Consider the following 16,037-nt stretch of genomic DNA (forward strand, 5'->3'; position numbering starts at 1 on the left):
TTGGTGGATTAACATCGGAGCTTAATCGTAAGTGATTTACCGGACATGATATAATTTCTTACCACGTAAAAAACAACCAGAATCTACTTAACATTGCCAACTTTCATGCCTGAAGCCTGCTTATTTTCAACTCAGCATTCCTGCGTTGTTTTTTGCTGCTTAGTCTAAACTCCGCTGAAAAATCCACTTTTCTTGAAGTAGGCAAAGTAGATATTGAGTAATTCGGTGTTTATAGTTGGATAAATAATATTGGTGTCAGCAAGTCCAGTCAATGTATTTTGGCAATCAAATGCTGGTAACTGCACGTTTTTTAATAATTGTTCGTCTAACAATGGCAGGAAAGCATGTAAAGCATTTGGAATATTGTGTTTCGCATTGTGTAGCAATTTAGCATACCACTCATGGTAAGAAACTTGCTCTAGCGAATAGCCTAAAGACCGAACTAAGTCACACCATTTACCCCAAGACAGACAATCAGGAGAAACAAGGTGAAATGCCTTGGCGAAGGAGTCAGGGTTTTGAGAGAGGTGGACGATCGCTCTGCTACCATAATCAACTGGGGTCAGATCGAGGGGGAATTCCAAATCCGGCACCATACCTAGTTCGATACAGCCTTTAGTCAGGCTGCAAAAGAAGTCATCCACATTGGCGATTCCCGTTTGGCTGTGTCCTGAGATTGCACCAGGTCTGTAGATGCATACAGGAAGTCCGCGATCGCGTGCTTGCATAACTAGCTTTTCTGCTACCCATTTACTCTGTAAATAACCCCCTTGCAACCCTTGAAATTCTCCTAATTCATCGGATTCTTGAATGTAGTTCGCATTTGCATAAGCAGGAGCAGAGAAGATGCCCAGCGTCGAAACAAAATGCACGGGTTTGACTTTCGTTTGAGCGCCTAGACGCAAAATCGCCTGAGTTCCCAAGACATTGGCTGCTTTGAGTTTGGCGTAGGGATAAAGAAAATTGACGACAGCACCATTGTGATAGATGACATCAATTTCCTCGCTAAGTTGATGGAATTGTGACTCGTTCAGACCTAAGTTGGGTAACGCCAAATCACCAATGATTGGAACGATCCGGGAGCGAAACTTTTCTTGCCAAAGTCCGTATGCTTGTAAATGGCTTTGGATACGTTGGATTCCTTGTTTTACATCCTGCGCTCGCACTAAGCAATAAATATTAGCTGTGGTCTGTTGCAGGAGTTCGTCTACTAAATACGCACCGAGAAAACCGGTTGCTCCAGTTAAGAAAATCGCCTGGGGTTGAGCGATAAACTTGAATGGTGTAGTTGGACGAATTGCCGGATCTAAGACAGCTTCTGCTGCCAAATCGATCGCTAAATTGGCAGCCATTCCTGTCTGAGCGATCGCTTCAATTACTTGAGCCACTCCCGCAATTGTTGGGACTTCTAATAATTGATGAATGGGTATGGTTACATGGAAGCTTTCTCGCAACCGAGACAGCAGTTGCACTGCCAACAAAGAATTGCCTCCCAAGTCGAAGAAGTTATCGTAGATGCTGAGTGGGGATCTGTGAAGTAAGTTTTGCCACAGGTCAGCTAAGTGTTTCTCTGTTTCAGTGCGAGGTGCAACAAATGTCTGATGCTGTTGGTATTGAACTTGAGACTCTTCCATATACTGGAGAATCTGCTCTGGTGTATGCCAATCTGAAGCAATTTTTTGGAATAAGGCGGTGTAATTGGCGGATTGTTGGGGTATTGCCCGATCGCTTGGGGTTAAATTCCCTTCAGATGCCGAATGTATTGCTTCTTTGTCTAATCGTTCAGAAGCAATAGCGATCGCTCGACAATCATCTGCTGATAACTTATAACAATAGCTTTCTGCTAAACGTTCCTTGTCAATTGCTGTCAACTGTTCGAGAAAATCGCCAACAGGCTGGTTTTTGGAACTGGGTTTGTAAATAATATCGATTTGCTTTAGTCCGCGTGCCAGGGCAATTTTACCCAGGAAGTTGAGCATTTGATATTCAACTCCTCTGCCCAACACTCGACAACTGAGTAATAAAGTATCTACCACCAGGGCTGATGCTGTGGCCTGTACCATCATCATACCCACCAAACCATAATTACCAAAGCGGTCTTTTACATCCACAACATAGCAAGTATGAGTATCTAACAGGCAAAAGGTTTTGATTTCAGCCGACGTTCTGCGTAAGGTGGTGGTATTAAATTGATTTGTTCGCTGCGTTAGTTGAGCAACACGATCTACCTGGGAGGGCTGCATTTCCATAATATCCACTTGCAGATTGAGGCTATTGAGGAAATCTCGCAACGTGAGAGATTCGTTTGCCGCTTGCTGACGTTGGCGATTTTGCTGGTAAACAATCGTTCGCTGTCGATCCTCTACAGTGATCTTGAGACGATCGAATGCCCAGATATGAGCCAGGAATTCGGGAATTTCAGTGGCATTTGTGGGCAATTGCAGGGTTAAAACTTCTGGACAGTGATAGCGGACTTGTGCGCATTCGATCGGATTGTCATCAATAAAGATGAAGCTATCTAAACTCAGCCCTAGTTCTTGAGACAGCAATTTCAAGTTTTCTGATTTAGTCTGCCAATTAATTTGCCAAGCCGCCAAATGGTGACGCTTTAGCCGCATATCGGAGCGTTGATCTAATACAGCAAAGACATCTGCTTGATTATTTTTGCTGCACAAACATAGCAACATCCCGCGATCGCACTGCTGAATCATAAATTCTTGCAATGCTTGATAGGATGAATCTATGACAATACCTTCAACTCCATCCTCGCCACAAACACCTTGCCATAAGGTTTGATCGCAGTCTAAGACAATTACTTTATAAGGCGGTCTATGTAGGCAGTGAATTTTTCTCGCCAATATTGTTCCTAATGCTGTGAAGAATGCTGGTGTAAATGGAATATGTCCGATTTCATCGCTATAAGCATCATAGAAGTTAGCTACTGGGTAGCTTGTTGCTAACTCCTGATAATTAATAATATGCAGTCCACTAATATCGGCAAGTTCTGTTAATAACTTTGCTTCAATTTGTTGCAAAAAAGTTGCCATTTCTGCATCAGCAATTATTGAATTACTTGGCAACAAACAAAGCAAATGGGGAATTTGAGTTTGTTCGCATGATTGACGTAATGCTATAACTAAATCCTGAGTATTGCGCTCAAGGGAATTCTTTTGTTCGTTACAAGATAACTCTTGTGAATCCTGTAACCTAATCCAATCTTCTAATCGCACTAGAACAATATTGACTCCCGTTTCATTTTGCGATAACAGACTATCAGCAGTCAGCAGTTGTTGAAAAACCTGGTTATAGGGAGCAAAGGTAATTTCTGAGGGTAAATTGAGTTGCTGCATCCAGAATTTTAGAGAATCTGCAACCGAATCGGCGGTAAAAGTAGCTGCGATCGCCAACTTTTGCTTTTGATATCGGCTCCTAGCTAATCTTGCTTTTCTATCAAGGTCTATTGGTAGTCTCAATTCATTGAGGCGAATATCTTTTGATTCAACCCATTGTTCTAAAATTTGGAATAAAGCATTACCAAAAGCGTCGATTGTTTCACTTTCAAATATGTCGGTGTTATATGCAATTCCTATTTGTAAATCCGCTCCGACTTCGTAAATATAAGTATATAAATCTAAATCAGTCGGCCCCCAAATTCCCTCATCAATCAATGAAAACGTCAGATTGGGTAAATTTGTCAGGTCGCTCGGTAGTTGGCTGTTGACATAGCTTAATCCGGTGCGAAATGTTTGAAAAAAGGGAGTATCTTGGGCAACCCGACTCGACCCCATGACTTCAACGACTTTACCAAAGGGGACATTTTGGTGAGCATAAGCAGATAACAACACCGATCGCACTCGGCTAAGTACTTCGGTAAAAGTGGGATTGCCAGACAAATCTGTACGCAGCAACAAAGGATAGCCAAAAAAACCAATCAGAGATTCTACTTGCGGATGAACTCGACCAGAGGCGGTAAAGCCAATTAAAATGTCTTCCTGCTGAGAGCATAGGTAAATCAAAGCCTTAAACGCTGCTACGAAAGTCATAAAGGAAGTAATTCCCATTTGTTCGTGACTTCGTTGTTTGATTGCAGCCCACAAAAGAGGATCGAGTTTAAAAAACTTTCGCCGACCCTGGAAATTCTGGAGTGGCGGTCGGGGATGGTCGATGGGCAATTTTAATTCAAATGATGCCCCCTCTAGTTGCTGTTTCCAGTAAGCTAGTTCGCTTTTGAGTGCATCATTGTTGAGCCACTGGCGCTGCCATACGGCAAAATCTCGATATTGGATGGAAGGTTCTGGCAGTGGAGAAGGCTGTCCCTTGTAAAAATGACTGTAGACTGTCGCCAGTTCTCGAATCCATAAACCCATCGAGATCATATCGCTGATAATGTGATGAATGACGAGCAAGAGAATGTGCTCGCGTGCATTTAAGCGAATGAGTTTAATCCGCCATAAAGGAGCGATCGCCAAATCAAAGGGAGCTTCGGCTGCTTCATCGGCAATTTGCCAGAAAGTTTTTAATTGTTCGGTTGCATCTAAATGCTCAAGATTTAAAACAGATAATTTAAACAGTTCTGGTGCAGTGATATTTTGCACGGGATTCCCTTCCCACACCCCAAATGTTGTCCCAAAGACATCGTGGCGACGGAAAATTTCATTAAGACTTTTTTCTAGGCAGTTTAAATCTAAATCGCCATTCAGCCGCAAGGCTTGAGCAATATTATGAGCAGATTCTACAGCAGCTAACTGAGCCAAAATCCACAGGCGTTCCTGCTGGAAAGATACCGGCACGTTTTGCGTTTGTGAAAGCGGAACCAAAGGGATGGAAGCAGCCCCGATTTTGTTCTGATGTAGTAACCGGATTAGCTCTACTTTATTGTTAGCTAAAGCATTTCGGAGATCGGGAGTGATAACTCCTTTAGGTGCTTGAATGCGGAGTTGTTCTCCATCAACTAATAATTTCACTCCCCGGTCTGAAAGTTCGGCTAAAAGGGCATTTAGGTTCATAGTATTATTTCTTCCACATCCTCAGTAATTTCCATCGCCGAATTTTCGTTGAGTCCCTGTAAAGCTAGCTGTTTTAATAACAAGTCTGCTAGTTGGTTGATGCTGGAACCTTCAACAAACTTTTCTAAAGAAAGGTCAATTTTCAGTTCTGTGATGATCCGATTGCGGATTTCGATCGCCATCAAAGAATCTAGTCCGGCTTTGCTCAGTGCTTGATTAGCATCGACTCGATCCACAGAACAACCCAACACTTTGGCAATCTTTTCTTTCAGGTAAATGGTTAAAATCTGCAAGCGATCGCCAAAGTCATGAGTTTGCAATTGTTGCTGAATTTCCATCGGCGGTGGTGATGCCGATTGAGTAACCGCCAGTTGAGAAAACTCTGCCAAATATGCCGGACAATTCCCCTGTGAGAATTGCTGCATAAATGTCAGCCAATTGAGCGGCATCACACCTACTTGAGCAACCTCCCAAAAAAAGCTCTGCTCTAAAGCCTGTAAACCTTGGGATGGCGATATCATTTCCATTCCCTGATGTTGGAGTTGCTTACCGAACTGACGCTCGGCTGCTGCACCAATTTCAGCCCAAGCTCCCCAGTTAATACTCAATCCCGGTAATCCCAATTGATGACGATAATGTGCTAGAGCGTCTAAAAAGGCATTGGCAGCACAGTGGTTAGCTTGACCGGCAGAACCCAAAACAGAAGCAGCCGAAGAAAACAAGATGAAGAAATCGAGCGGTAGGGCTTGGGTTAATGCGTGCAGATTCCAAGCACCTTGTACTTTCGGTGCCATGACTTGATGAAAGCGCTCCCAAGTTTGCTGGAGTAAAACACCGTCATTCAAAACTCCGGCTGCATGGATAATGCCGTGTAGAGGCGGGTGGCTGCGGTCAATTTCTGCCAATACCTTTGCCACTTGTGACTGCACAGACACATCAGCTTGCATTACCATCACCGATACACCTTGTGCCTGAAGCTGTTGAATCTGGCGATCGCTCTGTTCGCTTGTCCCTTTGCGTCCCATGAGAACTAAGTGCTTTGCCCCACGTTCTACTAACCAATGGGCAATTAGCAGTCCCAGTCCCCCTAATCCACCAGTAATTAAGTAAGTACTATCTGAATGGATGGGGATATCTGCTCGATTATGAGAGTTACGATAAGGAACCAGTCTTGCCACTTGACGCATCCCATTACGGAATGCAATTTGGTTCTCTCGATCTGGTGATGTCAACTCTGCAAATAGTGCATCAAGGGGGTTTTGACTTAGCCGATAATTTTCTTGGAGGTCTAAATCTATCAAGCGAAGCTGGAGTTCTGGGTGTTCTTTGACGATCGCCTTCCCCATTCCCCATAGGGGTGATTGAACTAATCCAGCTTTATCGGCAACTGCTCCTTTAGTTATTACCCATAACTGAGGTGGTGTTATACCCATCTTTTTAACTAGCGCTTGCACCAAGTACAGAGTACTGCCACAGCCAATACGGGTTGCTGCTTGCAAATCTTCGACGCTTAAGGTTGGTGCAGTTTCTCCACTCTCTAGGCTCCACAAATGTACCACCCCTGAGAGACGCGATCGCTTGCTAAGTATGTGCGAAACCAACCGCTGAAAATCTTCCGGTTTCTGAGGATTAATCCTGAACTCGAACTCGCTCAACAGTTCGTATTCCTGTCCGGGAAAAACTAGAGTACAAGTATCTCCTCGTTCTTGAAACCGTCGAGCAAGTTTCTGACTGATACCTTGACTATCTGCTAAAATTAGCCAGTTTTGTGGTATATGGCTCTCGGTTCCTTTTTGGGCAACGATCGCAGCCTGAGCCAGGGAACCGATGATTTTGTTTTTAGGTGCGATCGCCACCGCCGATGTAAATCCATTCGCTTGCAACACATCTTGCCACTCGGCACTACTTAAGAGCGGGTAATTCGGTCGCAACCAGCGATCGGCAAACAACCACCAACCTGGGGTCAAGCCAAAGCTCAGATCCAGCCAACAATGGCGATCGGTGACTTCTAACATCACCAGAATTCCGCCTGGTGCTAATAAGCTGTGGACGTGGGCCAATGTTTGTTGTAAATCTGGTGTCGCGTGCAGGACATTGGCTGCCAGAATCACATCATATTGTTGCCCTTCCAAGCCTTGAGTCGCTGGATCTCGGCTGATATCTAAAGATTGATAGCGGACAAATGGGTAATCCCGAAACTTCTCCCGTGCTTTGGCTGCAAACAGCGGTGAAATGTCTGTGAAAGTGTATTCAGCTTGATAATTATTCAATTGCGGCAGAATGTAAGCGGTTGTGCTGCCAGTTCCCGCTCCAATTTCTAGCAAGCGGATCTTGCTTTTCTGTGGTACTCGCAGCAGTGCTGCGGAAACTGCCTTTTGCACCAATGTATTCATCACTCTAGCAGCTGGGGCATCTTGATACAGTTGCGTCAGCAGGGTGAAATCACCATTGGGAAATAGTAATTGTAGCGGGTCAAGTTTTCCCTGAAGTACCTCTGGTAAGCTGGCACCACAGCGTTCTACTAGGGCGATCTCAGTATCTCCGGTAGGGAATCGGGCTAACAATCGCTCTGGTTGCGGCGTTTGGCGATCGAGGGCGCTAATTACTTCCCAGTGATGTCTGCCGTTAGCACAATCAAGAGGTCTGAGCCACCCTGCTTCAGTCAAAATATCCAGAAACCGATGTAGCAGTTGGTGATACTGGCTAATCACCCCCAACTGTTCTGCTATTTCTGTAAAGGAAAACTGCAATCCGAGTTGAAAGTCCCATCCTAGTTGTTGTAAGGCACTGATTACATAAGACACACTGAGGGCTTCGAGTTGGGGTAAAAATTCCTCGTTTGATGAGGTTGTTGTTAAAAGTTCGGCCAATTGAGGAATCAGGTTTTGGCTGATGTCCTTGGGATTGAGCAGGTAATCCGGTGAGAGCGATCGCCCCATTTGGGCTTGAGGTCGCCACTCGATTTGATACAACCAATCTGGCGGAACTTGAGGAGAAGCTGTCAATGTTCCCGAAGCGACCCTTTGAAGTTGCAGACCTTCAACAACCGCTATCATCTCACCATCATCTGTAATTAATTGCAAATCGCTAATGAGTGTTTTGTTACTGTTCTGGCTAGGATGTACTTTGGCGATGCTCCATAGTCGGTTGCTGGGGCGATCGCAAACTTGCAATCGCTTGATGGCGATCGGCACATAAGCCTCTTTGCTACTATCTTGTGGGAATTTAGCTTGCAAAACCTGAAAACAAGCATCCAAAAATGCTGGATGAAACTGATAAACATCTGTTTCTAAAACGCATATTTGGGGTAACTCAATTTCCCCTGTCACTACTTCTGAATTCAACCACAACTGTTTAACTCCCCGAAAACTAGCACCATAATCAACTCCCCGTTGAAGAAACTGTTGGTAATGTTCGGTTTGGCTGTGGGAAGCTACTTGATTGGGGAGCCAGTGCGTTGCAGAAAGTTCCAGCGATGGTTTGAGATTGGATGCGGTGACATTTCCAGAAACATGCAGCATCCAAGATGGTGAATCTTCCTCATCTAATTCACAACTAAAAATTTCAAAGTAATATCCTTGTTGTTCTGTTGGCTGAAGAATTAGCTGGAGCGTCTTAATTTCATTTTCTGATAGAATTAATGCCCGTTTATATAGGACATTTTCTAAAATTAAATTTTTGGATTTCAAAACCTTCGCTGCTGCCCCTAAAACCATCTCTAGATAAGCCGTTCCTGGCACGATTACTTTGCCGTAAACGCGATGGTCAGCTAAAAAAGCGGGGAAATTAGAATTGATTTCGGTCTGGAAACGAATTTCTTTCGAGTCTGCCAAGTGCAATCTAGAACCGAGCAGAGGATGAGAAGATTTGAGATTTGCAGAAGGGATTTGAAAATTTTTGTGGCTACTGTCTTTGTTTGGTTCAACCCAAAAACGCGATCGCTCAAAGGGATAATTCGGCAATACTACGCGCCGATGCTCAGATCCCCGATGAAACTCCAACCAGTTCACCGATATTCCCTGCTCATACAACGCCGCTAAACTGGTCAACATCTGCTGCCAATCTGATTCTTGCGATTTGAGACTTGCCAGCCACAGATGTCCTGATTCTGGGATACACTGACGACCCATGCTTACCAAAATTGGGTGCGGCCCCACTTCCAAACAAGCCAAATTTCCTAACGCTGACAGGCTGACAATACTGTTAGCAAATTGCACTGGCTGCAACACGTGCTGCACCCAATATTCAGGCGTGCTAATCTCCACTCCTGCCAATTGCCCTGTGATATTGGAAATAAAGCGAATATTCGGGTTTGGTGTACGGTAGCTCACTTGCTGGGCAATCTGCCCAAACTCTGCCACCATTGGTTGCATCAACGGCGAATGAAAAGCATGGGAAACTTTCAGTGACTTTGTTTGCACTCCTGTTGCTTCTAAGATAGCCACAGCTGATGCGATCGCCCCGGCTGCACCAGAGATCGTGATTTGCCTTGGTGCGTTGATTGCAGCAATCGTTACCTCCGGCAATGAATCGATCGCTGCACAGACTTGCGCCAAATCAGTAAATACCGCTACCATTGCCCCTGTTTGCGGTAGTGCTTGCATCAATTTACCCCGTGCAGCAATGAGTTTCAATCCATCTTCCAGACTGAATACACCTGCAACAGTTGCAGCAACATATTCGCCCACACTATGACCCATAACAACACTAGGCTTGATACCCCAAGATTGCCATAGCTGGGACAATGCATATTCCAGAGCAAATAAGACAGGTTGGGTATAGCCCGTCTCATCCAGAATATGACCCCCTAAGTTCTTTTCCCTTTCCCCTTTCCCCTTTTCCCTTTCCCCTAATGGATACAGCACTTCTAACAATGGTTGCTCTAATAGTGAGTCCAGTATTTGGGCACAGCGTTCGAGGGCTTGCCGAAAAACAGGTTGGGTTTCGTAAAGTTCTCGTCCCATACCGATATACTGCGAACCTTGTCCAGTGAATAGGAAAGCTACCCCTGAAGCCTGAAAGCGAGTGCGCGAATTTTCGGCAATAAATGTTGTGAGTTGATTTCTCAATTGTGCAGGTGAATCGGCAACCAAAGCCAGCCGATAGTCAAAATGCGATCGCCCCACATTACTCGTATAACAAATATCCCTCAAACATACTTCTTTCTGAGACTCCAAAAACCCCACATACCGCCGAGCTAATTCCCGTAACGCTGTCTCAGTTTTTGCCGAAACCGTCAATAGGGATTTTGGATTGTCATCAGCATCATCCAATCTAAAATCTAAAATCGGCAATCTAAAATCGGAGGGTGCTTCCTCTAGAACAACATGAACATTCGTACCGCCAACACCCAAAGAAGTTACGCCAGCCCGCCGAGGTGTTTGGTCTGTTTGCCAGTCTGATAGAGTTGTATTTACATAAAATGGGCTGTTAGCAAAATCAATCTTGGGATTGGGATGTTTAAAATTTAGGCTAGGCGGTAGCAATCCGTGCTTGAGTGCCAAAACTGTTTTAATCAATCCTGCTATGCCTGAAGCTGTATCTAAATGTCCGATGTTAGTCTTTACAGAACCAATGGCACAAAATTGTTGCTTCTGTGTTTTGCTACGAAATGCCTGGGTTAATGCTGCAATTTCAATCGGATCGCCGAGAGTCGTTCCGGTTCCGTGGGTTTCGATGTAAGTAATAGTTTCTGGATTAATATCTGCGATCGCTTGGGCTTGGGCAATCATTGCTGCCTGTCTCTGAACGCTGGGAGCCGTATAGCTAATTTTTTGAGAGCCATCGTTATTAATCGCAGAACCCTTAATGACGGCGTAAATATGATCTCCATCGGCGATCGCATCTGCCAATCGTTTCAACATCACAATCCCAACGCCATTTCCGCCAACGGTTCCTTGGGAGTTAGCGTCAAATGCTCGGCAGTGACCATCGGGTGAAAGAATCATTCCTGACTGATAGCGATAACCAGATTTTTGAGGTACAGCGATCGCCGCAGCACCAGCCAGAGCCATATCGCATTCTCCCTGAATCAAACTCCGACACGCTTGATGCACTGCAACTAAGGAAGTCGAGCAAGCGGTTTGGACGTTGACGCTGGGCCCTTGCAAGTTGAATTTGTATGAAACCCGCGTGGGCAGAAAATCTGTACCATTGGCGATCGCTAGTTGCGAGTCGTCAACGTGTTCTAGGCGATCGCGATTTGGGTAAAGATTGTGATTCCAGTAGGTTCGACCTGCATAAAGATTCATCCCCATGCCTGCATAAACCCCGATTAACCCTGTATAAGTTGCAGGATCGTAACCAGCATTTTCGAGTGTTTCCCAAGCGCACTCTAGGAACAAGCGATGCTGCGGGTCGAGGATTTGAGCTTCTTTGGGCGAGATATCGAAAAATGCAGCATCAAATAAATCTATGTCAGATAAGATACCACTAGCTTTTACATAATTGGCATCATTCAAAGATGAAGAATCGATTCCAGCTAACTCCAGTTCTTCATCGCTGAAGAATGAAATCGATTCCACGCCATTACAGCAATTTTCCCAGAATTCATCGAGTGTTTTGGCTCCTGGAAAACGCCCAGACATACCGATGATGGCAATTTCTAATTGCTGGGTATCTTTCATCTTACCCACGCGATCCGATGGCGATAATTGCGATCGCTCCGGCAATGGCATTTGAGCTTGATTCAGAAACTCTGCTAAAGTCTGAATCGTTGGATATTGGAACAAGTCAATCAGTGACAGATGTTGCCCAAATTGTTTTTGTAAGCGATCGTGAACCCGAACCAAGGTGAGGGAACTGCCACCTAATTCAAAAAAGTTGCGATCGATACTCACTGAAGAAATGCCGAGTACGTCTTGCCATATTTGAGCTATCTGGCGTTGAATGTCAGTTTGCGGCAAAACGACTTGCCAAGGTTGGTTGTGCTTTTGATTGCTGCCAATAATTTTGGCAATGTCTATCGTACCCGTTTGTGTTAAGGGCATTTTTGCAAGGTGTACAATTTCACAATGGCTAGGAGTCCCAAAGCGATCGCTAACTCTCATTTGCTCCCAACCATCCAACCCTGCACCATCCACAGTGGTAATATAAGCGGTTAATTTCTCGACGTTATCGGCTTCTGTCTTCAGATATCGACGAATATGGGGATTACTGCCATCTAAACCGACAATCAACTGCGGTTGATGGCGCGATAAACCTGCCAGTAAGGAACGCCAACCCTGTTCTTGAGTAATACTCTGATACCCCAAGCGATGAGCTGCTTCCCGGCTGTGCATCGGGTTTCCTTCGCTCATACCAACATCATCCCACTGGCTCCAGTTAAAGCAGTAAGTCTCAGGATGGTAATGGTATTGCTGATACTGACAACAACCATCTAAAAAACTGTTGGCAGCAGCATAGGCACTAAAGGTTGCTCCGCCAAACACACTATTTACAGAAGAAAAGCCGATGAAAAGGGCATCTGGCCGATTCTGAATCAGTTGAAAAAGCGTCCAAGTGCCCTGAACTTTCGGACGTAGCATGGTACGAAAACTTTCTAGTGTAGCCACAGCTATCCAGTGATTTTCCATCACCGTCCAGTGGTGTTTGAGATCGCCTTCACCTGCGAGATGAATAATTCCTGCCAGAGGTTGATTCCATCTCAGCTCTGCCTCTGTGACAGCCTGTTGCAAGCAAGTTAAATCGCAGATATCAACAGATTTGTATAATAAATCACCACCTGTTGCTACAAGCGATCGATAATTTTTCAGTCGCTTGACGATCGCTGTATTCTGTTCGAGATGCTGCGACCATTCTGTTTCTGGTGGCAAATTTGTTCTGCCAACAATCAGCAATCGCACACCAAATTGCTTAAGTAAATATTGGCAAACTGAAGCCCCAATTCCACCCAATCCGCCTGTTACCAGATAAGTCTGTCCTGCTTTAATTGGTATTTCCTGGGTTGGACTAGCAAGCATATCGACTTTGGCGAGTGATGAGACTAGCCGTTGACCTTGACGATAAGCAATTTCACTATCACCTTTGGTAACATTTAGTTCTATTAAAATATAATTGGCATTTGTTTCCAGTGACCCAACTTCTAAGTCAATGTGGCGACAGTGCAACCAAGATAGTTCTAAAGGAATTGTTTTCAGTAATCCGATAAGTGTGGATTTTTCATAAGCGAGCGCATCATCGCTGCTAGTTAACTGGACGTTGTTAGAAATGACTTGTAACTGAATGTCTACATCTAGTAGTTGGTGTTTTTCCTTGGCATTTGCTAAGGCTTGCACTAAAAATAGAATGCTATATAGTCCTAAGTATTGAGCGCGTTCTAGTTCCTCTAGGCTAGAAACTTGACCCCTAAACTCGTTGTATGTCCATAAATGCAAAATCTGAGTGGGAATATCCGATGCCAAAGACTCTAGTAACTGCCGATAGTGATCGGGATTTTCGGGATTGATGGTAAAGCGATCGCCTTGCTCAGATTTGATAAAATCCGTACCTGCTGTAACGCAGATATAAGATTGATTATTGCGTTCGAGTTCTGTACACAGGTAATTTCCTAAACCTAAATCATCGAGAAACACGAGGAATTTCTGAGTCGGAAGTTTAACTGACTCCAAATGCTTGTGATTTAACTGCTTAACACACCAAATTCGGCGATAAAACCAGTCGGGTATTGTGTTGGCATTGCCAATCAGGATATCAAACTGACGCAGGATAGGTTTAAATTCACCTGATTCAAAGCGTTTAACCAATTGCGATCGCTGGATCTTGCCAATGGCCGTTTTTGGAATCGCAGCTTTTTCAACTGGAATTACATAGCTGGGATTGATCCCGCAACGTTGGACAATTTTTTGGCGAATGGTTTGCATCAACGTTGCAATTTCGATTTCATCCGCGCCATCTGCATGGAAGAAGATAGCTAGCTTTTCTGAACTTTCTCCATCGCGGACTGCAACTGCGGCAGTGTAGGAAACAACTACACCTGCAATCTCTTCAACAACTGCTTCGATTTCATGACTATAGTAATTTAAGCCGTTGACGATAATAACGTCTTTCTCTCTGCCCGTAATTGTTAAACGTCCTTGTCGTAAGAAAGCTAAATCTCCCGTCTTCAACCAGCCATCTTCTGTAAAAACCTCTGAATTCAGTTCTGGTTGACCAAAATAACCTGATGTTACTGTCAATCCTTTTACTTGCAGCCTTCCAATAGCTTCTTCTTCAACGAGCTGGTCTTGAGCATCAACTATCCGCAGAGAAAATCCGGGAATCGGCGCTCCAACTTCCACGAATGCATCTTCATCCGTGGTTGATTCTCTAGAAAAGTTGTGAGAGTAAGTCACTCCCGAACAAGTTTCAGCCATTCCCCAAACGGGATGTATTGCCGTAGTCGGGAGTCCGTGCGCTGTCAGCAATTCGAGAAATCTTCTTGCAGTTTTGCCGACAATGGCTTCTGCTCCGTTCAAGATGTATCGCACTGATGATAAATCCCAATGCCCCTGAGAAAGTTCTGCTTCGGCTGCATTGATTAGCCCATACGCAAAATTCGGTGCAAAGGTGACACTCACGCGATAATCAGACATCCAATCAAGCCATTTCAGGGGTTGTTGCAACACCCAATCGGTGACGGCATGAATTTGCTGACAACTTATATAGACATCCCGAATATGAAAATACACTAATCCGGCAACGTGATCGAGTGGCATCCAGTTTAAGGAAACATCTTCTTGGGTAAACCCGTTCATTTGGACACTCGCAGCCGATCGACAGATGAGACTGCGATGGCTTTGCATAACTGCTTTCGGCGTACCTGTACTGCCAGAAGTTAAAAATAGCACTGCCAAATCATCGGCCCCCGGAACATACCAGTTAGGATCAAGATGGTAAGATTGCAACTCATTGAGGGTAGCGATCGCCAAATTGCCAAGTGGCAAATCTGTCAGGGAACGTCTCAGTTCAGGTGCTAATCGCTCGCTAGTCAGGACTAAGCTTGGTTCTAGTCTTTCCCAGATTTGAGCTAATTTATTAACGAAACCATCAGAGCGATCGTAACTCTGAGGAACGGATAAAGGAATTGGGATAAATCCGCCCAAAATACAGCCCCAGAAGGCAGGAATGAAGTCTTGAGGCCGGTCAAATTGAAAAAGAATTCTATCTTGAGGTACGAGTCCTAATTTTCTTAAACCCGCCAAAATCCGTTGAGCTGCGTCTAATAAATCTTCGTAGGATTGGTTTTGGCAAGTATCATCGGGTTGGATGTAAGTAATTCCTTTTGAAGTTTGTAACGCTGCCCTTTGGAGTAGTTCGGCTAAGTTAGTGGTTGCGTCTGTTTCCAGTTGTAAAGGTTCGCCATGACTAATTGCTTTGGCTTTTCGCTGGGAAATCTGAGATTTTGAAGGCTCAATTTGTTGATTTACGCCAGAATCCTCTAATTGAAAATTGAGCTTTGTTGTTTGAGTATCCGCTAGTAAATCCCAAACGTGTAATGGTGGCAGTTGTTTTGTCTGGTCTTGTACGATAACTGCGACTTGCTCGATCGAGGGGAGCGATCGCAAAGACGACTCCCAGCGATCGACCAAATCTATGTCAATCACGGCTAAATCAGTTAGACGGCGATCGTCAATCAGTCCCTCACTAGTAAGCGGCAATCTGGATAACCAAACGTAGGATTGAGGCAGGATAGTGTTTGGCAAATGAACCTGCAAATATGCATTTAGCTGTGCCAACGAACATTTTCCTGATGCAACTACGTAGGCTACTAACCACATATCTGCGGTTTCTGTTTCTCGGATTAATACCCGACACTCTTCAATTTCTGGATGGTTCAGGAGCGCAGTTTCCAGTGCTGCTTGGTCTGCTAAGTTTGCCTGAAAACCATTGAGGGTATTAATTTTCTCCAACATCTATAAGCTCCAAACTAACTTAGACACGTTTGCTGTTGCGGGATGTCTTTACTTCTACAAGCAACCCTATTAGTTGGTGGTTTGATATAACAGGCAACAGCTAATAGGCAATAGGCTTAAAAGTTTTTGGTGTCGGGGT

General features: G+C 44.6%; 2 protein-coding genes. Both read right to left on the minus strand.

The features are described from left to right. Positions 1 to 164 precede the first annotated feature (164 nt). The gene (locus tag RMZ95_RS29660) at positions 165 to 5,006 is read right to left on the minus strand and encodes a thioester reductase domain-containing protein (RefSeq protein ID WP_322686929.1); all 4,842 of its coding nucleotides are present in this window, start codon (positions 5,004 to 5,006) and stop codon (positions 165 to 167) included. Then, entirely contained in the window at positions 5,003 to 15,898 is a 10,896-nt protein-coding gene (locus RMZ95_RS29665) for an SDR family NAD(P)-dependent oxidoreductase (protein WP_322686930.1), read from the minus strand. Before RMZ95_RS29665 ends, RMZ95_RS29660 begins: the two co-directional genes overlap by 4 nt. Positions 15,899 to 16,037: the final 139 nt, after the last annotated feature.

Origin of the sequence: Nostoc sp. DedQUE07 (assembly GCF_034530975.2) — a bacterium.
Classification (GTDB): domain Bacteria; phylum Cyanobacteriota; class Cyanobacteriia; order Cyanobacteriales; family Nostocaceae; genus Nostoc.

Bases quoted from the DNA above. Each gene is read 5' to 3' on its own strand.
- RMZ95_RS29660 (WP_322686929.1), bottom strand. From the start codon at position 5,006: ATGAACCTAAATGCCCTTTTAGCCGAACTTTCAGACCGGGGAGTGAAA.
- RMZ95_RS29665 (WP_322686930.1), bottom strand. From the start codon at position 15,898: ATGTTGGAGAAAATTAATACCCTCAATGGTTTTCAGGCAAACTTAGCA.